The organism is Flagellimonas pelagia, assembly GCF_003584135.1.
GTDB lineage: Bacteria > Bacteroidota > Bacteroidia > Flavobacteriales > Flavobacteriaceae > Flagellimonas > Flagellimonas pelagia.
In genome coordinates this window covers 36,398-58,661 of the sequence record NZ_QXFI01000036.1, presented here as the reverse complement: position 1 = coordinate 58,661, position 22,264 = coordinate 36,398, and the positions used below count along the sequence as shown (strand labels likewise).

At 43.4% G+C, this 22,264-nt stretch carries 19 protein-coding genes; 9 read left to right on the top strand and 10 right to left on the bottom strand.

Annotation, left to right across the window (positions count from 1 at the left end; genetic code table 11):
• Positions 1-11 precede the first annotated feature (11 nt).
• Positions 12-2,927 carry an FAD-binding and (Fe-S)-binding domain-containing protein gene (locus D2V05_RS17285; RefSeq protein ID WP_119648776.1) on the top strand — a complete coding sequence of 972 codons (2,916 nt, stop codon included), beginning with the start codon at positions 12-14 and terminating at the stop codon, positions 2,925-2,927.
• On the opposite strand, the gene D2V05_RS17280 is transcribed toward D2V05_RS17285, so the two are convergent.
• On the bottom strand, positions 2,898-3,815 hold the full coding sequence (locus D2V05_RS17280) for a UDP-2,3-diacylglucosamine diphosphatase (protein WP_119641490.1): 918 nt from the start codon (positions 3,813-3,815) through the stop codon (positions 2,898-2,900). The two genes, D2V05_RS17285 and D2V05_RS17280, sit on opposite strands and share 30 nt — an antisense overlap.
• 196 nt (positions 3,816-4,011) lie before the next feature.
• On the opposite strand from D2V05_RS17280, the gene aroC reads away from it, so the two are divergent.
• From aroC to D2V05_RS17250, 6 genes are all read left to right on the top strand, one after another.
• Positions 4,012-5,076, top strand: coding sequence for a chorismate synthase (aroC, locus tag D2V05_RS17275; RefSeq protein WP_119648775.1), 1,065 nt, complete (start codon positions 4,012-4,014; stop codon positions 5,074-5,076).
• A 57-nt stretch (positions 5,077-5,133) separates the two neighbouring features.
• A complete protein-coding gene (locus D2V05_RS17270) occupies positions 5,134-6,447 on the top strand; it encodes a dicarboxylate/amino acid:cation symporter (protein ID WP_119648774.1) in 1,314 nt (437 codons plus the stop codon).
• Positions 6,448-6,460: 13 nt separating this feature from the next.
• Positions 6,461-7,492 (top strand): glutathione synthase, encoded by a 1,032-nt coding sequence (gshB, locus tag D2V05_RS17265; protein WP_119648773.1) that lies wholly within the window; start codon positions 6,461-6,463, stop codon positions 7,490-7,492.
• Positions 7,485-8,312 (top strand): N-formylglutamate amidohydrolase, encoded by an 828-nt coding sequence (locus D2V05_RS17260; protein WP_119648772.1) that lies wholly within the window; start codon positions 7,485-7,487, stop codon positions 8,310-8,312. The genes gshB and D2V05_RS17260 overlap by 8 nt, the downstream gene beginning before the upstream one ends.
• Positions 8,309-9,481: a flavohemoglobin expression-modulating QEGLA motif protein gene (locus tag D2V05_RS17255; protein ID WP_119648771.1), complete on the top strand. Its 1,173-nt coding sequence runs from the start codon at positions 8,309-8,311 to the stop codon at positions 9,479-9,481. Before D2V05_RS17260 ends, D2V05_RS17255 begins: the two co-directional genes overlap by 4 nt.
• A 61-nt stretch (positions 9,482-9,542) precedes the next feature.
• On the top strand, positions 9,543-9,839 hold the full coding sequence (locus D2V05_RS17250; protein ID WP_119648770.1) for a GIY-YIG nuclease family protein: 297 nt from the start codon (positions 9,543-9,545) through the stop codon (positions 9,837-9,839).
• Between the two features lie 143 nt (positions 9,840-9,982).
• Here the strand turns inward: D2V05_RS17250 and D2V05_RS17245 are convergent, their stop codons facing one another.
• From D2V05_RS17245 to D2V05_RS17230, 4 genes are all read right to left on the bottom strand, one after another.
• Positions 9,983-12,025, bottom strand: coding sequence for a mucoidy inhibitor MuiA family protein (locus tag D2V05_RS17245; RefSeq protein ID WP_119648769.1), 2,043 nt, complete (start codon positions 12,023-12,025; stop codon positions 9,983-9,985).
• Positions 12,026-12,132: 107 nt separating this feature from the next.
• Entirely contained in the window at positions 12,133-12,540 is a 408-nt protein-coding gene (locus tag D2V05_RS17240; protein WP_119649365.1) for a thiol-disulfide oxidoreductase DCC family protein, read from the bottom strand.
• Positions 12,541-12,627: 87 nt separating this feature from the next.
• On the bottom strand, positions 12,628-13,368 hold the full coding sequence (locus D2V05_RS17235) for a DUF2268 domain-containing putative Zn-dependent protease (protein WP_119648768.1): 741 nt from the start codon (positions 13,366-13,368) through the stop codon (positions 12,628-12,630).
• A 122-nt stretch (positions 13,369-13,490) separates the two neighbouring features.
• Positions 13,491-14,234 (bottom strand): SDR family oxidoreductase, encoded by a 744-nt coding sequence (locus tag D2V05_RS17230; RefSeq protein WP_119648767.1) that lies wholly within the window; start codon positions 14,232-14,234, stop codon positions 13,491-13,493.
• Positions 14,235-14,356: 122 nt separating this feature from the next.
• Here D2V05_RS17230 and D2V05_RS17225 point away from each other — a divergent pair, with 122 nt between their 5' ends.
• Entirely contained in the window at positions 14,357-14,710 is a 354-nt protein-coding gene (locus D2V05_RS17225) for a winged helix-turn-helix transcriptional regulator (protein WP_183114855.1), read from the top strand.
• Positions 14,711-14,809: 99 nt separating this feature from the next.
• On the opposite strand, the gene D2V05_RS17220 is transcribed toward D2V05_RS17225, so the two are convergent.
• The 5 genes from D2V05_RS17220 to D2V05_RS17200 all read right to left on the bottom strand — a co-directional run bounded on the left by D2V05_RS17220 (position 14,810) and on the right by D2V05_RS17200 (position 19,968).
• Positions 14,810-15,988: an NAD(P)-dependent alcohol dehydrogenase gene (locus D2V05_RS17220; RefSeq protein ID WP_235855488.1), complete on the bottom strand. Its 1,179-nt coding sequence runs from the start codon at positions 15,986-15,988 to the stop codon at positions 14,810-14,812.
• A gap of 5 nt (positions 15,989-15,993) precedes the next feature.
• The gene (locus D2V05_RS17215) at positions 15,994-16,512 is read right to left on the bottom strand and encodes a cupin domain-containing protein (protein WP_119648765.1); all 519 of its coding nucleotides are present in this window, start codon (positions 16,510-16,512) and stop codon (positions 15,994-15,996) included.
• Positions 16,513-16,522: 10 nt separating this feature from the next.
• Positions 16,523-17,107, bottom strand: a complete 585-nt coding sequence (locus D2V05_RS17210; RefSeq protein ID WP_119648764.1) for a sugar O-acetyltransferase — start codon at positions 17,105-17,107, stop codon at positions 16,523-16,525.
• Positions 17,108-17,197: 90 nt separating this feature from the next.
• Positions 17,198-18,052 carry a helix-turn-helix domain-containing protein gene (locus tag D2V05_RS17205; protein ID WP_119648763.1) on the bottom strand — a complete coding sequence of 285 codons (855 nt, stop codon included), beginning with the start codon at positions 18,050-18,052 and terminating at the stop codon, positions 17,198-17,200.
• Between the two features lie 35 nt (positions 18,053-18,087).
• The gene (locus tag D2V05_RS17200) at positions 18,088-19,968 is read right to left on the bottom strand and encodes a tetratricopeptide repeat protein (protein ID WP_119648762.1); all 1,881 of its coding nucleotides are present in this window, start codon (positions 19,966-19,968) and stop codon (positions 18,088-18,090) included.
• Positions 19,969-20,281: 313 nt separating this feature from the next.
• On the opposite strand from D2V05_RS17200, the gene D2V05_RS17190 reads away from it, so the two are divergent.
• On the top strand, positions 20,282-21,850 hold the full coding sequence (locus D2V05_RS17190) for a thiol-activated cytolysin family protein (protein ID WP_119648760.1): 1,569 nt from the start codon (positions 20,282-20,284) through the stop codon (positions 21,848-21,850).
• The last annotated feature ends 414 nt before the right edge of the window (positions 21,851-22,264 follow it).

Sequence of the window (22,264 nt, the reverse complement as noted above, 5' to 3'; positions counted from 1 at the left end):
AGTATTCCAAATTGAATAAAAATTTGTTAAACCACCTAGCGGAAAGTCTTGCGGGCGAGCTGCTGGTGGATGATCTGAGCAGGGCACTGTACGCCACCGATGCATCGGTATATCGCAAATTGCCGTTGGGGGTATGCTATCCCAAGAATAAAGAGGACATCAAGAAATTGATCCAATTCGCCAACGAGAACAAAGTGGGGCTTATTCCAAGGACAGCGGGAACTTCCTTGGCGGGGCAATGCGTTGGGGATGGACTGGTAGTGGATGTGAGCCGGGAGTTCACCAAGATCTTAAGTCTGGACAAGGATAAAAAGCAGATTACGGTGCAGCCGGGTGTGGTGCGTGATGAGCTGAATCTATATTTAAAACCTTTCGGTCTATTTTTTGGACCCAACACTTCTACCTCGAATAGATGTATGATCGGGGGGATGGTCGGGAACAATTCCTCCGGAACCACTTCCATACAATATGGGGTCACAAGGGACAAGGTGGTTTCCATGAACTGTATTTTGGCAGATGGAAACGAAGCTTTCTTTTCATCCATTTCCAAGGAAGAATTTGAGCAAAAGAAACAAGGCAATTCCCTTGAAGCTAACATATACAAAACCCTATTTGAAGAGCTTTCCAATCCAAACACCCAGGAAACCATTCGGAAAGAATTTCCAAAACCCAGCATCCACAGAAGAAATACGGGGTATGCGGTAGACGAGTTGCTCAATAACAATTTGTTCGGGGATTTCGAGGCCGATTTTAACCTATGTAAATTATTATCGGGCAGTGAGGGAACTTTGGCCTTTACCACAGAAATCACCCTGCAATTGGATGATTTACCCCCTGCGTTTTCCGCCATGGTGGCCACCCACTACAAAACGTTGGAGGACTGTTTGAGCGATGTGGCTCCTGTGATGCAGCACAATCTGCATACCTGTGAGATGATGGACAAGGTAATTTTGGATTGCACCAAGAACAACAGGGCGCAACTGGTCAATCGTTTTTTTGTGGAAGGTGATCCAGCAGGAATTTTGATGCTCGAAGTAAAGGCACATTCCGAAGATGACCTCCAAATCCAACTGAAAGGATTGCTAGAGACCATTGAACACTCAGGTTTGAGCTATGCCAGTCCGGTTTTATATGGGGACGATATCAATAAGGCCGTGGAACTGCGAAAAGCAGGGCTTGGCCTGCTCGGTAATATGGTAGGGGACCGGAAGGCCGTGGCCTGTATCGAGGATACCGCAGTGGCTCTGGAAGATTTGAAGGATTTTATCGGGGAGTTTTCCCAGATTATGAAGAAATATGAGCAAGATGCCGTGTATTATGCCCACGCCGGTGCAGGAGAGTTGCATTTAAGACCCATTCTCAATCTGAAAAAGTCCGAGGATGTGGTATTGTTCCGTTCCATCACCACGGATGTGGCCAAATTGACCAAAAAATATCACGGTAGTTTCAGTGGGGAGCATGGTGATGGGATCGTGAGGGCCGAATTTATTCCCTTGATGATTGGGGACAGCAATTACGAATTGTTGAAACGCGTGAAATCCCTTTTCGACCCCAATCTTATATTCAATCCGGGTAAAATTGTGGACGCTTTCCCCATGGATGAGTCCCTGAGGTATGAAATCGACCGTGAGGAACCGAAGATCAAGACCTTGATGGACTTTTCGGATAGTGAAGGAATTTTGAGAGCCGCAGAAAAATGTAATGGGAGCGGGGACTGCCGCAAGAGCCACAACATGAGCGGTGGTATGTGCCCAAGCTATCAGGCCACCAAAAATGAAAAGGATACCACAAGGGGAAGGGCCAATACGTTGCGTGAGTTTTTAACGAATTCAGAAAAAACCAATCGGTTTGACCATAGTGAGGTAAAGGATGCTTTCGACTTGTGCCTGAGCTGTAAGGCCTGTGCCAGTGAATGTCCCAGTAATGTGGACATCGCTACGTTAAAAGCGGAGTTTCTATACCATTATCAGGAAGCGAACGGATATCCATTGCGCAGCAAATTGTTCGCTTACAATACCCAACTCAATGCTTTGGGAAGTAAAATTCCAGGGCTAACCAATGCCGTTTACAAGTCAAAATCCTTGGGCGGCCTTCTAAAAAAAATCTCAGCGGTGGCCCCAGAGCGCCATTTGCCCCGTGTGCACCGTTTCAATTTTGAAAAGCATTTACAAGAGTATCGTGCTAAACGGACAGACCTTTCCAAAAAAAGGGTGGTGCTCCACTTGGACGAGTTCGTCAAATACCTGGATATAGAAGTGGGCAAGGATGCCATAGAATTGCTCTGTAGGTTGGGGTATGATGTACAACTTTTTTATGCGGAAAGTGGAAGGACCTATTTATCCAAAGGTTTTCTGAAACAAGCAAAGAAATTGGTATCCAAGAATATGGAAAAACTAAAGCCATTTCTTGATGATGATGTGGTGATTGTGGGACTGGAGCCTTCCGCCATCCTTTCCTTTAGGGATGAATACCAACGTTTGCATGATGATAAGGAACAGTTGGACAAGCTGACGGGCAAATCTTTCCTGATCGAAGAGTTTTTGGCTTCCGAGATTGCTTCCGGGCACATTACTTCAGATAGTTTTACGGATGAAGAACGAACCATCAAAATACATAATCACTGCCATCAAAAGGCGTTGAGCAACCAAAAAGTGACCTTTGATGTATTGAATCTGCCCAAAAACTACAAAGTTTCCATCATTGCATCAGGTTGTTGCGGAATGGCGGGCTCATTCGGGTACGAAAAGGAACATTACGATACCAGTATGAAAGTGGGTAACCTGAAATTGTTTCCGGCTATCAACAAGAGTGGGCAAGAAGTGATCATCGCGGCCAATGGAACCAGTTGTAGACATCAGATTAAGGATGGCACCAAAAGGGAAGCCCAACATCCGGTCTCAATCCTGAGAAAGGCCTTGGTCATCTAGACTTTTGGGGTTTACCTTTTCATCTTCCTCATTGAACAAGTCTTCCGTCATGTCCTCGATTTCCACATCTTTGTCGGTAATGGAGGCAATGAGTTCGTTCATGTCCATTTCCTTCAGGTCTTCGTCCACAAAGAAAGGTGAAAGCCTGTCATGGTTGTAGTGATATATTTTCCAGCGTTTAAAGGAATATTCCAAGGCAGTGAGGTTTTCGACCCAGTCCCCGGAATTTAGATAGATACAACTACCGTTCTTGCTCTCATACACTTCTTTTTTGGGCTGATGGATGTGTCCGCAGATCACGTAGTCGTATTCATTCTCTATGGCTAGTTCGGCTGCAGTTTTTTCAAAGTTGTTGATGTACTTCACCGCACTTTTTACGCTGTTCTTGATGCGCTTGGATAAGGAATATTTTTCACGGCCCATTTTCACCAAACACCAGTTTACAAAACTGTTGATTACGATGAGCAGGTCATACCCATATCCCCCAAGTTTGGCCAACCATTTGGCATTTTGGATGGAAACATCGAACACATCACCATGAAAGATCCAGGCTTTTTTGCCATCCAAATTCAACACCAACTTGTTCATGATCTTGAAATTACCCATTGAAGTATCACTGAACTTACGGAGCATTTCGTCATGATTTCCAGTGATATAATAGACTTCGGTACCTTTGGAGGCCATGCCAATGATCTTGCGCAACACCTTCAAGTGGGATGGGGGGAAATACCGTTTGCTGAATTGCCAAATATCAATGATATCCCCATTTAAAATCAGCTTTTTGGGCTGTATGCTATTCAGATAGGCAATCAGTTCGTCGGCGTGACAACCGTAAGTCCCAAGGTGGACATCGGAAATTACCGCCAATTCTATCTTCCTTTTTTTCAATCGTATAGGGTTTAACTGCAAAATAAACTGGTAGGAATAAATTGAAAATCAATTTCAAATCATTAATACATGACATTATTGTTAAATAATCATCATCCGTAATCTCAATATGTTACAATAACATTAAGTGGGTGAGGGGTTTTTCAATTCGATTTATAACATCTACCTTTGGAGGTATCTTTAATTTTTATACCGAATGGCAGGAAATTCTTTTGGACAGCTTTTTAGACTCACCACCTTTGGTGAATCGCACGGGAAAGCCCTAGGGGGCGTCATCGATGGTTGTCCTGCCGGATTGGAACTGGACCTTGAACTGATCCAAAAGGATTTGGACCGAAGAAAACCGGGACAGTCTGCCATTGTTACCCAACGCAAGGAACCGGATACCGTGGAATTTTACTCGGGACTGTTTGAAGGTAAAACTACGGGAACACCGATTGGTTTTGCCATTCATAATACCAATCAGAAATCACACGATTACTCGCATATCAAGGACTCGTATCGGCCATCCCATGCCGATTATGTGTATGATCAAAAATATGGGTTTCGGGATTATAGAGGTGGTGGACGCAGTTCTGCCCGTGAAACCGCAAGTAGGGTAGTGGCGGGTGCCATTGCCAAGCAGTTTTTGGGCGATATGAGGATCAACGCCTTTGTTTCCCAAGTAGGGGAACTCAAATTGGATAAACCCTATCAAGAATTGGATTTCTCCAATATCGAGTCCAATGCGGTCCGTTGCCCGGATACCGAAATGGCCCAAAAGATGGAAGACTACATCAAGGCCATTAAAAAAGAAGGGGATACCATTGGTGGGGTGGTCACCTGTGTGATCCAAAATGTACCAATCGGTCTAGGAGAACCGGTTTTTGATAAGCTCCATGCCCGTTTGGGCGAGGCCATGTTGTCTATCAATGCCGTAAAAGGTTTTGAATATGGCAGTGGCTTTGCCGGGGTGGCCATGAAGGGTAGTCAACATAACGACGCCTACAATTCCGATGGTACCACCCAGACCAATCGAAGTGGAGGGGTTCAAGGAGGTATCAGTAACGGCATGGACATCTACTTCAATGTGGCCTTTAAACCTGTGGCCACCGTTTTGCAGGCATATGACACCATCAACAAGGAAGGTGAAAAAGTGACCACCCAAGGTAAGGGAAGACATGATCCCTGTGTGGTGCCAAGAGCTGTCCCCATCGTGGAAGCCATGGCAGCACTGGTTTTGGCGGACTTTACCCTTTTGGCGCGCACCAACAAAATCTAAGAGGGTGTTAGGTGGTTTCCTAGCAAAAAAGTATCTTACTGCCATTAAAACCATCTTATGAAGAAATTGGAATTGCACTGGCGTATCCTTATTGGTATGGTCATGGGTGTATTGTTTGCGCTATTAATGGTTCAATTTGAATGGGGCCCCAAATTGGTGGCCGATTGGATCAAGCCTTTTGGAAACATTTTCATCAATTCTTTAAAACTTATTGCCGTTCCCTTGATTTTGGCTTCGTTGATCAAAGGGGTTTCGGATTTAAAGGACATTTCCAAACTGTCCAAAATGGGTGGTAGGACCATCGGTATTTATATCATTACCACGGTAATTGCCGTTTCTATTGGTTTGATGGTAGTGAACATTGTAAAACCAGGGAATTCCATCACTGAGGATACCCGAAACGAATTGGTAGAAAATTACAAGGGCGATGCGGATTCCATCAAATCCAAAGCAGATAAACAAAAAGAAGCCGGACCGTTACAGGCATTGGAGGATTTGGTTCCCAGCAATATTTTCAAGGCGGCGAGCGATAACGGCAACATGCTCCAAGTCATTTTCTTCGCCATATTTTTCGGCATCGGACTTATTTTGATACCCGAAGAACAGGCCACACCGGTCAAAAAATTCTTTGATGGGTTCAACGAGGTCATATTAAAGCTCATCGATATCATCATGCTGGCCGCACCCTATGGCGTTTTTGCCTTGTTGGCTGCTTTGGTGGTCGAATCACCAAGTATGGACCTTTTCAAGGCATTGGCTTGGTATGCTTTCTGTGTGGTCCTTGGTTTGGTACTGATGATTGGTATATACCTTTTGATTGTTTGGATCTTTACCAAGAAAACCCCATCATTTTTCTTAAAAGGCATGTCACCTGCACAATTGTTGGCTTTTTCAACCAGTTCCAGTGCAGCGACCCTGCCCGTGACCATGGAAAGGGTAGAAGAGCATTTGGGAGTAGAGGAAGAAGTGACCAGTTTTGTACTGCCCATTGGGGCTACCATCAATATGGACGGAACCAGTTTGTACCAAGCGGTTGCAGCAGTTTTTATTGCGCAGGCATTTGGCATGGATTTGAGCCTGTCGGCCCAGTTGGGAATCATCGTCACTGCTACTTTAGCCTCCATCGGTAGTGCCGCAGTGCCGGGTGCCGGAATGGTTATGTTGGTGATCGTGTTGGCACAAGCGGGGATTCCAGAAGCTGGATTGGCCCTTATTTTTGCTGTGGACAGGCCTTTGGATATGTGCCGTACGGTCGTGAACGTTACGGGGGATGCCACGGTCTCCATGGTAGTGGCCAAATCCGTAGGAAAATTGGGAGAACCCAAGGTGAAACATTGGGACGACAATTACCATAAGAACGAACCGAGCTAAAAACAAGAGCATCATGAACATCTGTTTTTTAATGTACCCATGGGATGAGATCAATCCGGAGAATGATACTTCTTTGGCTTTGATCCATGAATGCGTGAAAAGAAACCATGGGGTGGCCCTTTGTACTCCGGCCAATCTAACGATAAGAAACAGTGTTACCAGTGCCTTTTGCACTGTGATCAATCGGATGGATAAAGTGTCCAGCAGTCAAAAGACCTTTTATAAACAGGCCACAACCCGTGAAGAAATGCTTCCTTTGGCTGGCTTTGATGTCATCTTTATGCGTGCCAATCCTCCGTTGGACCCGTTGATGCTCAATTTTTTGGATTCTGTAAAAGATGACGTGTTCATTGTCAATTCGCTCCAAGGGCTTCGTGAAGCGAACAATAAACTGTACACGGCCGCTTTTGGGGATTCCCATAGTAATATTATTCCGGCCACCCATGTCTCCAAGAACAAAAAATATTTGATCCAACAGATCAAGAATTCTCCTGCGGACAAGATGATCTTGAAGCCTTTGAACGGGTACGGTGGTTCAGGTGTCATCTTGATCGAGAAGACAGCCATGTCCAATATCAATTCGTTGTTGGATTTTTATGTAACCAATTCAGATGGAACTTCTAACTATGTCATACTTCAAGAATACATTGAAGGTGCCGATCAAGGCGATGTGCGTATTTTGATACTAAATGGAGAACCCATTGGTGCCATGCGGCGCATCCCTGGAAACGATGACCACCGATCCAATGTTTCGGCTGGAGGTTCCGTGGCCAAACATACCATGACGAAACAGGAAAAGGCCCTGTGCAAGCAGATTGGACCTAAACTGGTAAAGGATGGTCTCTACTTTGTGGGCATTGACGTAATCGGTGGCAAGTTGGTAGAAGTGAATGTGATGTCTCCGGGTGGCATTACCTATATGAACAAAGTGTACAAGACCAAGATTCAAACCAAGGTCATCGATTTTATCGAAAGTAAGGTGTTGGATAAGTTAAAGGCATTTGACCGCAGGTCAAGATTGCGTAACGAAGTAGAAAATGCATAGATGTTCCATAGACGAAATACTCCAAAAAATCCAAAACGAGGAAAGTTTTGAGGCGGTAGCCGAAGATTATTCCTTTACCCTCAAAATTGAGGATTACGTTCCCTATGTGTGCGGTGCCGTTCACGATGGTCACCAGTTTCGAAAATCCCTTTGGGACAATTGTACCCATACCCAATACGAACGTTGGTATGAGGAGGATCCATGCACCAAGGCCATGGTGCAATCCCATCCCATTGTCATTGCAGGTTGTGATAGCCGGTTCGAGTATGATCTTAACCGCCCACCGGAAACGGCCGTTTACAAAGATGCCTGGGGCAAGGAGCTTTGGAAAGAACCCCTACTTGAAAAGGAAAAACAGATCAGCCTGAACAAACACCTTAATTTCTATAGAGTAGTCAAGGTCTTGATCGAAAAATTGGAATCGAAATACCCGAAGATCCTGGTTTTCGATATGCACAGTTATAATTGGAAACGATGGGAAAGGGAAGTACCTGTTTGGAATTTGGGTACCATCAACATCAATAATAACCGATTTGGGGCATTGGCGGAACAGTGGAGGGAAAGATTGGAGAACATGGTCTTACCTATCGATATGCAGACCACGGCCAAGATCAATGACACCTTTCAGGGCAATGGATATTTTTTAAAATATATCACCAGGAATTTCGATAATACCTTAGTTTTGGCGACGGAAATTTCCAAGGTTTACTGCGATGAGCATACAGGCATCATCTTTCCGGAAGTGGTGCGTTCGGTAGAGGAGCAGTTTAAGATCATGGTTCCAAAAATGGTACGTGCATTCGAAATAGAAAATGTATGATCGGGGAAAAGGAAAAACAGGAATTGGCCAAGGAATATGCCGATTTGTTCGAAATTGATGCCAATCTGGACCGGCTGGTCAGTAAGATTGAATTGTTGAGTTACATCAACCCCATCAATATTGAAAAGGAGAAGCATCGTTTCTTTGCTTCAAAATATACTGCGGAGCCCGAGTTTAAATATCCCAAGCTAAAGTTTGATCCTTACAAGTTGCATCGGTTGTTCTTTTCGCAACGGTTGGAACGCATTCACGATGATCGTATCCGCAAGTTGTACCAAGAGGTGATCTATTACTATTCCAACATGGTGCAGTGTATCGAGACCATCGGCAAGGGCAAGAACTTTTATTACAATTCCCTTCGGGTATATGGGACCCCTACGGAAAAGGATGTGCAGAACGCCCGGTTCATTCTTCATTTTGCGGACGAACCCGTGGCTTCGGATATGGAAAAAGTGTTTACCGCAGAAGAGGCACAGGCCTATTTTGTGGACTTTGTAAAGCAGTACGATTTTCCGTTGAACATTAAGTTTTCCACACACATCGCAGCAGAGGCCATGGTGAGCAACAGCTCCCAGTCCCTATTGATCAAAAAGAACAACAAGTTCAGTAAGAACCAGTTGTTGACGCTTGCCAACCATGAGATCGGGGTGCATTTGGTGACTACTTATAACGGTTTGTTGCAACCTTTGAAGATTTTTTCAAACGGCTTGCCCAAAAATGTGGAGACACAGGAAGGTTTGGCCGTGTTCAGTGAGTACATGGGCGGAGCCCTTACGTTAAAGCGTTTGAAGGAACTGGCTTATCGTGTTTTGGCAGCGGACAGTTTGATCAAGGGTTATTCTTTTGCCGATACCTTTGATTTGATCCATGGCCAGTACAAACTCAATCGGGACGAAGCGTTCACCATTACCCTTCGAGCGCATCGGGGCGGAGGTTTCACCAAAGATCGTTTGTATTTGAGCGGGTTGCGCAAGATTTATAAGCGATATCAAAAAGAGGAGAGCATGGACAACATGCTTACCGGAAAAGTGTCCTTGGATCATGAGGAAACCATCAAATACCTCAGAGGTATGGGATTGGCACAGCCCATTACCCACCAAAGCTATTCGTTCAACACCAAATTGAACACCAACAAGACCTTGGATTTTATCCTGAATAACCTCAAGTAAATTGTCACTTCGAGTGATTTTCGAAGAAAATTGTATCGAGAAGTGATTTGAATTCGAGTGAATGAAAACCTACTATGTTTACATCCTATTATGTTCGGATAACACCTATTATACTGGGGTCACTTCAAATTTAAACGATAGAATAGAAGAACATCGAACAGGAAAATACAAGGATAGCTATACTTTTTCAAGAAGACCGATTAAACTAGTGTATCATTGTCAGTTTACCAATCCCAACTTGGCAATATCACTTGAAAAACAAGTCAAAAAATGGTCAAGTCAAAAAAAGCGAGCACTAATCGATGGAGAATATGACAAACTCCCAAATCTATCCAAGAAAAAATTTGGCACTTTATAGTTCTCGATACATTTTCTCCTCCGTTGTCGGAGAAAACACTCGAACTGACTTAAGCTAATGTTGTAACCTGTCACTTCGAGTGGTTTTCGAAGAAAATTTTATAGAGAAGTGATTTAAAACAACAGTAAATTGTTTTGTTGCGTTCACAGGGAAATATACCTGCCTTTCGGATATTTTACCTGAAAAGAAAAGCTTTCTTTCTGGGATTGCTGTGAGGTTAGCTCCAAATTCCAAGTCAACAATCCTTTTTTGTCATCGTAATCTGCATTGTTGGTGACAATATCGTCCACCTTGATTTCCTTGTTTTGGGAAACGGGAATTCGGTCCATAAGTTTTAGGTGGATCGGAACATTTTTGTTGTTCTTGATTTCCAAGGTATAGGTACGATCCAAGATACGGTTGCTTCCTGAGAAGGATTTGCTTTTGAAATCACGTTCCTGTTGCCGAGTGACCGTCACATTATTGTCTATGCCCAAGGAAAGGATCATTTCTTTTTTGGTGGTATAGGGGTCGATGACCGTTTTACCGGCGTAGGTGCCCTCAAAATAAACGTTGGCTTCCCCAGGCAACAATTGGTGTTTCTCCCAATCGGTGAAACGGGCGGTCAAGAATACATTTTCGTTGAGGATGGGTGCTGCAAAATATTCGTAATCGGCATTCATTTTAAAGGTATTGATCTCTATGGCTGTAATATCCCCGTCGGAATTGATGGTGTACGCCTTTTTGATGGCAAACTCCGTTTTGGTGGCCCCTTCCATGGTATGACTCTTTTTAGTGGTGATTACCACGACCCCATTTACGCCCTTACTTCCATAAATGGCTGTTGCATTGGCTCCCTTCACTACTTCTATATCCTGAATCTCGTTTTCGTCCAGATCACCTTCCGAGAAATCCTCCACTGGAATACCGTCGATGATGTATAAGGGTTCTTGTACTTCGGTGGGTATGGTAACAGAACCTGTTCTTCTTACTTGTACTCCGGCAACTCTACCCGATAATGCTTTTGAAGTACTACCGTAACCCATGACCACCACTTCGTCCAAATGCTGTGCATCTTCCTCCAAACGAACATTCATAATAGAGGAGTAGATGGGCAGTTCCTGTTGGTGCATGCCGATATAAGAGTAGACCAACTCTTGGCCCTGTGCCACATCGATGGTATAATTGCCGTCAAAATCGGATTGGGTTCCCTTATTGGTGCCTTTAATGATGATGTTAACGCCGGGAAGAGGCTGTCCACTTTCGTCGGTAATGGTGCCCACTACTTTTTTGACATTCGGGTTAAAGGCATATCCTTTTTTCTTCACGGAGGGGGCATATCGCTTTTGATAGGAGGATACAAAGTTGAGATACTTGGCCTCCAAGTTGGGTTTGGCAATATTATAATTGGGATTGCCTGTGGATAGCACCATATGCACGTTGTTCCAGTCCTGACCTGTTTTTTGGTACACATTGGCCTTATAGGCCAAATTCAAGGGTGCATTCAGTCCGGTTGATTTGATATCGTAATTGGGTACCCATCCTGCGTCCCTGACCAAGTAGGTGAGCGTGGCGTTCAAGTTGGTGGCAATAGGGGCGTCAAAAATGATAGTGATTTCGCCTTGGGGCACTTCCGGGGCATTGTTTACTTCAGCGAGTTGGTGTTGCAGGTCGCCTACTTCCAATTTTAGTTTGTTGATGGTAAGGTTGGTCTTGAAGATCTCATTTTTGATGGCCGTGGTGCGTTCCCGGTAATAGGCCCCGATCTGTTTTATGCGGTCCAGGTCCAATACTTGTCGGTCCCCATTGACCAATCGGTTGGAGGTGATGACTTTTTCCTCTTCCTCAAGACCGGCAATGGTATTTTTCAACATGGCGATTTCATGTTCCAACCGGATGATTTCGTTTTCCCACTCCTTTACCTTGGGATTGCTTTCGGATTTCTCCAAATAGTTGATATTGTACACCAGAGAAAGGATGGAAACGGGACCCAATCCTGAAATCTGGATACTGCTCTCATCAATTTTGTGGGAAAGTCCCGTAAAAACTACCTCATTGGAGCCCTCTTGGAGTGGGCAGGTAGCGGTTCGGGTAATTTGGGCACCGCTGAGGTATGCCGTAACCTCTTTAATCTTGGAAGGTATTTTTGATTCGTTGGCAAAAAGGAAAAAAGGGGCCAATACAAAGAGAATAGCTGTATTTTTCATAGGATTGGATTTAAATGTTGCTCAAACCTATAACTGGACAGTCATCCAAAAAATCAGGAGTAGTGTGAAATGGTCAGGTGGGTTAGGGAAGTGGGAGTTCTGGTGAGTCAGCCCAAAAACTTGGCCTTTAGTTCGGGAGTTGGGATCATACACGATTCTTGTTTGCCAAACCATTTGTAGCGGTTACGGGCCACAAAATCATAAATGACATCCCTGATGGATTTTGGGATCCACTTGAAAATAGAGGTCAATTTCCACAAGCCACCCAATTCTCCTGCAATTTCCAGTGCAGCATCCGATTTGGTAAAATAGGCCACGCCCGGTTCAATCAGAATAATGGAATCGACTTGGCTGGTGTCAATATGGCGTTCAGCGATCAATTGCTCACCCACCTCACTCTGTATCGCAGCATAGCGAAAGACGTCTTTTTTGTCCCGTTTGATTACAAACTGTACACTGCCGTTGCAGAGGTTACAAACCCCATCGAATAGGATGATTTTTTTGTTTTCTTTCATATCATTGTTCCCGCGAAAGCGCAGCATCTCATTTTATTACAAAGATACTGCGCTTTGGATAGAAAGTCTATTGAGTGAACGAAAGGTTTATTGTTGATACCCTACCAGTTTCCATATCTCATCGGGAGTATTCTTGCTCAATTCAAGAACACTTTTACCTGAATTTTCCATAGCCTTTCTGATGATATAATTCCCAGTTCGGTATCCTATGGATTGCCTTCCGTCCGGATGCTCGAACATCCAATGTTGATAGTTGGCATCTATAGGCAGTGCCAGGATTTCCTTCATCCATTGCTCTGCAACTGCGGCTTCTGGTGGGCTGTCCGCTTTCATGGACTGATGGGTATATTCTTCTGAAAACACCACGGCCAGTCCTTCGTTCACGGCGGCAATGGGTATACCTGGACCATACCTGTTATCCTGAATGGCCCAACCTCGGGATAAATGGTGGAACTCATGAAAAATAGTATGCTTCAATGCGGTTTGTGACGCTGCAGTAACACCACCTGGGTATTTCTCCGAGATTTGGATGGCCACGAAGGGAGGGGAATTGGTTTCGGTGCGCCCTGTGACCCCACCGACCACATCAAGGTCCCAATCCACAATTTCAACAGCTACCGTAATACTGTCGGGAAGTTGGGGGAGTAGTGCCCTGATTTCACCCTCCGAATTGGTGATAATCTCTTGGATCAACTCTTTCTGTTCTGAGGTGAATGGACTTTCTCCCTCTTTAAAGGTGATAGTGGCACCAAGTGGCTGCGGTTGATTTTTGCAACTGTTGATGAGTAAAAGTGTAGTGAAAAGTAATAGGATTTTGATTGATTTCATTTTGTATATGCTTTCCTTGGAGACTTCCCATAACCGAAAATGTTACATGGGAACAAAAAAATACAAACCACGGATGTTTGCACATCCGTGGTTTTCTTTACCTAAATAATGCTTAATTCAGGTTATTTTAATGCGTAATTGATGTAACCACCATCTGCCAACAATTCCGTTCCTGTAATAAAACTTGCATTGTCGGAAGCCAAGAATAAGACTGTTTTTGCTATCTCCTCGGGTCTTCCCATTCGTTGCAAAGCTGTGGCTGCGGCAAAAAAGTCTTTGGCACCTCCTTGTGTCGCCTTGTCAAAACCAGGTGTTTCCGTTGGTCCTGGGCTAACAATGTTCACCCTGATCTGTCTTTCTGCCAATTCATTTGCGGCAATTTGGGCAATTTTGTTCAATGCCCCTTTGGTGGCAGAATATATACTGGCACCTGAGTTGGTAGCGGTTGCTACGGTTGACGAGGTGAATAGCACAGCCGAACCATCCGCTAAATGTGGAAGCAACTTTTGCAACGTAAAGAATGACCCCTTTACGTTCGTGTTGAATTGCGCATCAAAGTCTTCTTCCGTTACTTGCCCGATGGGTGCAAATACTGCTATGCCCGCGTTTAGAAAAAGCACGTCTATTTGATGCCCACTTTCTTCAACCGCCTTTTCCAAAGCAGAGATACCGATCAAAGTTGAGGTGTCCGAAACTACGGTTTGCAGTTTCTGACTGTTGATTTCCGCCGCTGCTTTCGCAAGGTTGGCTGAATTCCTACCTGTGATGAGCACATTGGCGCCATTTTCTATAAAAGCTTTTGCCGTAGCCAATCCAATACCGGTACTTCCTCCAGTAATGACTACGCTTTTGTTTGTAAAACTCATTTTAATACTTTTTTTGTTTGAGCCACAAAGGTAGAACCGATAGATTTATTTTAGTAACTTTGTTACAAAAAGTAACTGTTACTTCCGAGTAACGAAGTAACCTAATGGTAACAAGAAGTAGTATGGAATGCAAAGAAGTCCGCGCAGATATGCATAAAAAAGAAATGATGGCCGTTCAAGATGCCATGGATGTGTTGAGTGGTAAATGGAAAATATCCATTATTTCTTCCATCTGCTTTTATAACAAAAGGAGGTTTTCCGATATTTTGAATGATGTTAAGGGTATCTCCAACAAAATGCTGAGCAAGGAATTGAAGGAGCTAGAAATAAACAAGTTGATCAAGCGGATTGTTCTAGATACACAACCCGTTACCGTACAGTATCAACTTACCGAGCATGGGAAAACGTTACAGATCATTATCAATAATTTGACGGACTGGGGGAAAGCGCACCGAAAAAAAATCATTGGGCAATAAAATAAGCACCGATGCGTGTCTATTTCTGGTTTAAAAAAAGGTGGTCCAAGCCTTGACTTGAACCACTCCCTTAAATGATAAAATTTTCTTTTTCAGTCATTAAAATGTGGCCGCATCAATCACATAACGATAACGCGCTTCCTTGTTCACCACTTTTTCCCAAGCATCGTTGATTTGTTCGGCGGAAATCATTTGAATGTCAGGTCGTATTCCATTATCGGCACAATAATGCACCACTTCTTGGGTTTCGGGAATACCTCCAATCAAGGATGCATTGAAATTGACCCTTGTAGCCGCCAAATTGATATTGCTAAAAGTCAATTCAAACCCATTGGGCATGCCCACATAGGTAAAATGACCATTAGGTTTAACGCATGCAATGTATGGAGCCGAGTTGAACTGGTACGGAATGGTACAAATCATGTAGTCCAGTTTTTTGGCAAAAACATTCATACTACCAAAGGATTCATCCACAACAATCACTTCCTTTACCCCCCAAGATTTTATGTCTGCTACTTTCCCAGGAGATGTAGTAAAAGCATACACTTCGGCTCCTTTAGATACGGCTAATTTAATGGCCAAATGCCCCAATCCGCCAATACCGGCAACCCCAACTTTGTCGCCAATTTTAAATTGAGCCTTCATCAACGGGGAGTAGGTGGTTATTCCAGCACATAGCAACGGAGCTGCTTCCTGTAAACTAATGTGTTCTGGAATATGGACGGCAAAATGATCCCTGACCACAATGTTGGAGGCATATCCTCCTTGTGATATTCCAGTTGGTGAAGAAGCTTCTGGGTACCCATAAGTGAAAACCGTTTCGCCTTTTTCACAAAAATGTTCTTCTCCATGCATACAACTATCGCATTCCATGCAACTGTCTACCATACAACCTACACCAGCGCGATCACCTATTTTAAACTTGGTGACATTTTTGCCCACTGCCTCAACAATGCCCACAATCTCGTGTCCTGGAATTTGTGGATACTGTTGTGGACCCCAATGCCCCTTCATCTGGTGAATGTCGGAATGACAAATACTTGCAAATTTGATATCGATCAAGATGTCGTTATCGCCCACAGGACGTCGTTCAAATTCCCAAGGCTTTAAGGTGCCTGTTGCATCAAAGGCTGCATATCCTTTTGATTTTATATTCTCTTTCATAATGGTTTTGTTACTATTGAAATTATTGGCCAGCAATGGTGTTGTGCCCGTGAGTAAAACCCCAGTTCCTGCCAAGGCGGTTTGCTGCATGAATTCCCTTCTTGAATGTTTCACATTTATTATTTGATATTGTTGTATTGCACGTCCGTTACGGCTTCCATCCAATCCACAATACCATTTTCGGTATTTGGGACAATGTAGAGCTGTTGCAAACCGGTATCGGGACTGGCGCCATGCCAATGTTTGGTATGTGGCGGGCATTTGATCACGTCTCCTTTTTTGATGATCTGAATCGGCTCTCCTTCAATTTGGTGATAGCCAACCCCATCCGTAATGATCAAAATTTGTCCGGATGGGTGCGTATGCCAATTGCTTCGCGCCCCTGGCTCAAAATAAACGTTGCCCACTGCTGTGGTATATACATCATCTATATCCACAAGACCTATGTTGTATGCATTGCCTGTAAATAACTCCTTGGGACCTAGGTTTCCCTTTGGGAAAATAAAGTCCAATTCTTCTTCATTTGATTTCATATCTGTCACTTTTTCGTTGTTAATAGTATAGTTACATGCCAGAAAGGAAAATGCGATTCCCACCAGTCCTGTAATAAATAGTGCTCTTTTAATGTTCCTTTTCATTTTTATGTTTTTATTTGAAAATTGATTTATCGATATTCTTCAGGATTTTAGCTGGAACTCCACCAACAATCACATTGTCGGGCACATCTTTGTTCACTAAGGAGCCAGCTGCAACAATGGAATTTTCTCCAATGGTGACTCCTTTTAATATGGTACTGTTGGCACCTATCCAAGCATTCTTTTTTATTAAAATGGGAGCTGTGGACAAGGATTGTCTTTTGGCTGGGTCAATGGGATGGCCTTCAGAAAGCACACTTACTTTTGGGCCAATGAGTACTTGGTCTTCTATGGTTATGCCGCCAAGGTCCAGAAACGTGCAGTCAAAATTGATGAACACATTCTTGCCCAGTTTTAAGTTTTTTCCATGGTTGATAAAGATGGGAGTAAACACACCAACAGTGTCATCAATCTTGGTTCCCGTAATTTGACCCAATATGTACCTGATTTCAACTGGGTCAATGGTTCGGTTCAGTTGTGAAACCAATTTTCTGGTGTCCAATGAAGCTTCCCTGATTTTGAAATAGTCTGGGTCATTAAAAGGAACCGTTTCCCCATTCAGCAATCTTTGGAATATGTCTTTTGTATCGTTGGACATCTTCGTGAACGTTTATATATGCAAAATTACCTTCAACCCAAAGATTTGGGTTAATGAGATTCAAACCAATGATTATAATTTTCAAACCAATTAAGCTCTAAGGAAAGAAGGGGCGGTTCCTGTTTGCTTTTTAATGAAGTGGTTAAAATATGTGGGGTATTCAAATCCTAGGGCATATGCAATTTCTGCAATGTTCCAGTTGGTGTGCTGTAATATGGATTTGGCCTCGTGGGTGATCCTGTCCGATATATGTGCCGATGTGGGTTTTCCGGTGACTTGTTTCACGGCACGGTTCAAGTAGTTGGTATGTACCGAAAGTTGTTGGGCGTAGTCTTTTGGGCTTTTCAATTGAAGTGGTCTTTCGGGGCTTTCAATGGGAAATTGTCTTTCCAACAATTCCATGAAAACGGAAGTCAACCGTTCAGCGGCGTTTTTGTTTTGGTTGTATTTCTCCGAAGGTTTTAATTTCAAAGATTCGTGTAAAATCAGGTTGATGTAATTCCGAATAAGGTCATCTTTAAATTCATAATCAGATTGTTGCTCGGAAATCATCCGTTGAAAGATTCCGTTTAAAAAATCCCTTTGCTCGGTGGAAATATCCAAAATGGGAGTGCCTCCCAGTTTGAACAATGGCGATTGTTGCAAACTTTCCGATCGGTTCCCAGGTAAAAGAAAGTCTTCAGAAAACAAACAGGTATAACCCACATAGGTGGACGATAAGGTTTCCCATGAATAGGGGATGTGGGGATTCCCGAAAAATAAGATGGTTCCTTCGGCTTCGAAAGTCCTATCCGCATAGTGGATCTTGCTCTTTCCCGTGGTCAGGCAAATTTTGTAGAACTCCTTGCGACTGTAAACCCTGGTGGCATTCCCATCTTCCTCTATTTGAAAAACGTTGAAGCCTTTCAATTTTAGTTCATTGTTATATGTGGACAGGGAACGCATATAACAAAATTAAGAAATTCAAACTTTATTTGTTCCTATAGTGTATTCAAAAAACTGCTCAGGTCCATATCCTTGTCCAGTCCCAATTTCTTTTTCAACCGGTATTTGGATTTGAGGATACTGTCTGGCAATACGTTCAAGGTAGCAGCCATTTCCTTGGTGGTCAGGTTCATGCGTAAAAAGGCCGCCAGCCTGATTTCTTTTTCGGAAATATCAGGGTCGAGTGTTCTTAGCTTTTGGTCAAAGTCGTTGTGCACTTCGGCAAAATAGGTCTTGAACACTTCCCAGTCCTTGTCCGAGGCATTTTCCTTTTTCAGCAACATCACGATCCGCCTGAATTCCATCTTGAACTTTTCCGGGGAGTTTTTGATGCTTTCCAAATTCTCCATCAACTCCTGGATAAAGGTGTTCTTTTGCACCAAATGCAAGGTTTGGCTGGCGAGTTCCTTTTTTTTGTGGGCTATCTCTTGTTTGTAGATTTCTTCTTGCTTTTCTCGTTCCACTTTATTTTTCTTCATCCGTTGGCGATACCCGAAGACGACCAATCCGGTAAGGGCTAGGGCAGAGGCCATGCCGCCGGCATAAAGACTTTTGGTAAGTTTGTCCACTTTGGCTTTTTCATTTAGGGTATTGATTTCTTCCTGTTGCAATGCAATTTCGGCCTCCTTCTTTTCTGTCTCATAGATGGTTTGTAGCTCCGAAAAACGATTTTGGCTTTCCGCATCATAAATACTGTCGCTTATAGTCTTGAATTGTTTTTGGTATTCCAATCCTTTGTCAAATTGACCTTGTTTTTCAAATGCCTTGGATAGCAAATCGTATGCTCTCACTTGTAGTCTTAAATTGTCGGTTTCTTTTGCAATTTTTAATCCGGCCAATAGATTGGTCTCAGCTAGGACGTTTTGATTTGCCTTCAGTTGCATTCGTCCCAAATCAATACGATACTCCGAGACGCCCAAGTCATTCGCTTGCAGCTCTTCATACTCGACCAATTTGCTTAAACGGGAAATGGCCTCATCCACTTTTCCTTGGTTGAACAAGAGCAGGCATTGAATGTGCTCAATTTGGTATTCCAAAGAAGGGTCTTTCAATTTTTGGGCAATTTGCAGGGCCTTATCCAACCGTTCCTGAGTGGTTTTGTATAATTCTGGATTATTCACTCCCAAAGCGGACAGCAAAAACAACGAGGCTCCTTGTTGGCGCAGTTCTTTGATGCGTTCAAAGTAGGTCAGTATTTTTTCATGGTAGGCAATGGCGTTCAAAGTGTCCTTCATTTCGGCATAAGTGGCCGCGATGACCATTTGGTTCTGCACGAGTTCGATGGAATCCTTATGCTTCTCCGAAATTTCGGCAGTCTTAAAAGCTTGTTGCAGTGCTAGATTAAAATAGCCTTTTTGAAGATATACAATTGCCTTACTGTTATAGATATTGGCCAAGCCAATGCTATCTTTTACGGTTTCATAATTATTTTCAGCCAGATCGTAGTAATAAAAAGCGCTGTCCAATTTACCCGCCACGTTATGGTCTTGTCCCAGGTTTCGTTGCACAGCCGCCATTTTCCTTAGGTCATTGTTCCTTTTGTAGACACTGAGTGCTTTTCTGAAATAAGTCCCGGAACTGTCAAAATTGTTCATATAGGCATAGGTCACGGCCTTTCGCTCATAACCAAAGGTTAATATGGAATCTATGTCACTTTTCTGCCCCAGTTGGATAATTTTTTCAGAATAGTCCACGGCCTGATCAATGTCGTTATCAATATATTGAAACCATAACCGGTTTAAGATGTCAAATTGAGTGGAATCACTTTTAGCCGATGTCAGTGCCTGAATAAGACTGTCGGTTTTTTGTTGATCTTGAGCGGGAAGGTTACAAATGGGAAGTGAAATTAAAAAGATAGTGTACAAAAAGTTTCTCATGAGGTTGGTGGGTTAGGTTACAGCAAGATAATCAATTAATTCAATGGGTTTTAGCTCATGGTAAAGACCCTAAGAATTGCTTGTCCATAAAAAATCCATGTTTCCTGTTGTTTGGAATCCAATAAACACTCCTGTAAAGCATTGATTGTATTGGGTTTAATCGATAAACTGCTTGATAGCTGAAAATCGGTTGTCCATGGTATTTTTAGTGGTTGTCCACACATCTTGTCCATACTTTGTCCATGCCCAAAAATAGGTTCGAGCCAATTCCGATACTACTTTCGGCTTCGTTGAACCTAAAAACCAAATAGTTATGAAAACTAAACAAACATTTTTAAAAAGGATATCTGTATTGGGCATGATTGCCCTGATGGTTATCATCAAATCTTGTAGTAAGGATAGCGGTACCGACCCAACCAATAAAGATAGCGAAGCAAATATCAATGAAGTTGTCGCCAACCTGTCCTATGATCCAGATGCACTCTTGGGAGTGGTGGATACCGGAAGCTCCAGTACTGTGCGTACCGAAGGAGAAACCATTTCAGATCCACCAACCCAGTCAAACAATGTGATTACCAATTGTACAACAACGGCATACAACCTTAAGACCAATTATGAAGATATTGCCATTTTAAAACCCAACGCGGGAATTATATGGCCCGGGGCCTTGGTTAAAGTTGATGCCAATCTGAGGAATGGACTTCCAACACCAGTTGCGCCATCAAGAGCACCTTTGTCGTTAAGGGTTGACCTTCCGGGAATTGGTGAAAACGGAAATTTTACGGTGGACAGTCCCAATTTCAATTCTGTGGATGCAGGCATCGATGTTGCCCTTGAATGGTGGAACGCAAACGCCTACCAAGATGGTTATGTCAACGAGGCCAGTTCCTACTCGGATTCCAAAACCTCATACAGTTCCAAACAGGTAAGTATGGATCTTGGGGTGAATATCGAGTGGGCATCTACGGACTTTAGTTCACAGCTCAGTTATGAAAGTACTTCGGTAAAAAGGGTTGCCAATATGGTTTTTAAGCAGGTGTTTTATACCGTTTCCATGGAAACACCATCCAGTCCATCGGCAGTTTTCGGGGATAATATTTCAGCCTCCGACGTGGAATCCATGTTCAATTCCAGCGCTCCCCCGGGGTATATTAAATCGGTAAGCTATGGGCGCATCATTATGTTTAGATTGGAAACCTTCTATGAAGCAACTGGTATTCAGCTCGAAGCTGCTTTGGATTACGCTGCGGGAAAATCGAACAGCATAAGTGTGGAATCCGAAGTGACGAGCAAGGCCATTTTGGCTAGCTCCAACATCACCACCATAGTCATTGGTGGGAATGCAGAGGTGGCCGCTGAAGCAGTGACTGCACGTAATTTTGGTGATCTATCTCCTATCATTAAAGGGGCTAATGCTGTTTATAGTAGGGACAATCCAGGGGCTCCTATTTCCTATACGGTTAGATTTTTAAAGGACAACACCGTAGCCAAAATGGGTTATACCGAGGATTATCAAGCGGAAACCTGTACCAGTGAAGGCGTTGTGCATAGAACTGTGGATTTTATAAACGATTCCAGTCGTACATTTAAATTTGCACTTACCTATAAAAATCAACTACAGGGTTCAGGTGGAAGTGTTACAAAAAGCGATCTCGATGCTAATCCATCTTTATGGGTTACAAGCAATGTCAGTGGATCCATCAAAACCATACAACCACCAAACGGCGCTTACGATATTACCATATGGGTGCAAGACGATGGTGGGGCAGATGTATATCAGTATTATATAGGGAACAGTACCAATGGCGGGAACAGTTGTCACCGCGCAACCACGGGTATATTTGGGTGCTGTTTAACTATTCAGCAAGTTACCTGTTTATAGATTCCAATGATTTTTCAAGGCAGTCGGCCGCTCAAGTGGGGTTCAACCATTTGATGCCGACTGTTTTTTATTCCCGCGTAGGCGGGAATCTGTTTTTATTGCTGTCCTGCATTCTGACACGAATTGCACAAATCTTCACGAATGTTTTTATTGTCATTTCGAACCGACCGAAGGGAGTGCGGGAAATCTCCTTTTTATTGTTTGTCAGTAAAGAGAAGCGCAAGGCAAATGGCCTACAAAATGCAATCTTATTGGAGCGGGTTGGCACGAATTACACGAGTCTTCACAAAAGTTTTTATTGTCATTCCGCACGCGATGCGGAATCCATTTAGGGCCAAGTTTGGATTCCTGCTTTTGCAGGAATGACATTCTGAAGCGCAAAAACAAAGGACCGCATGCAGCGGCCCTGATTTA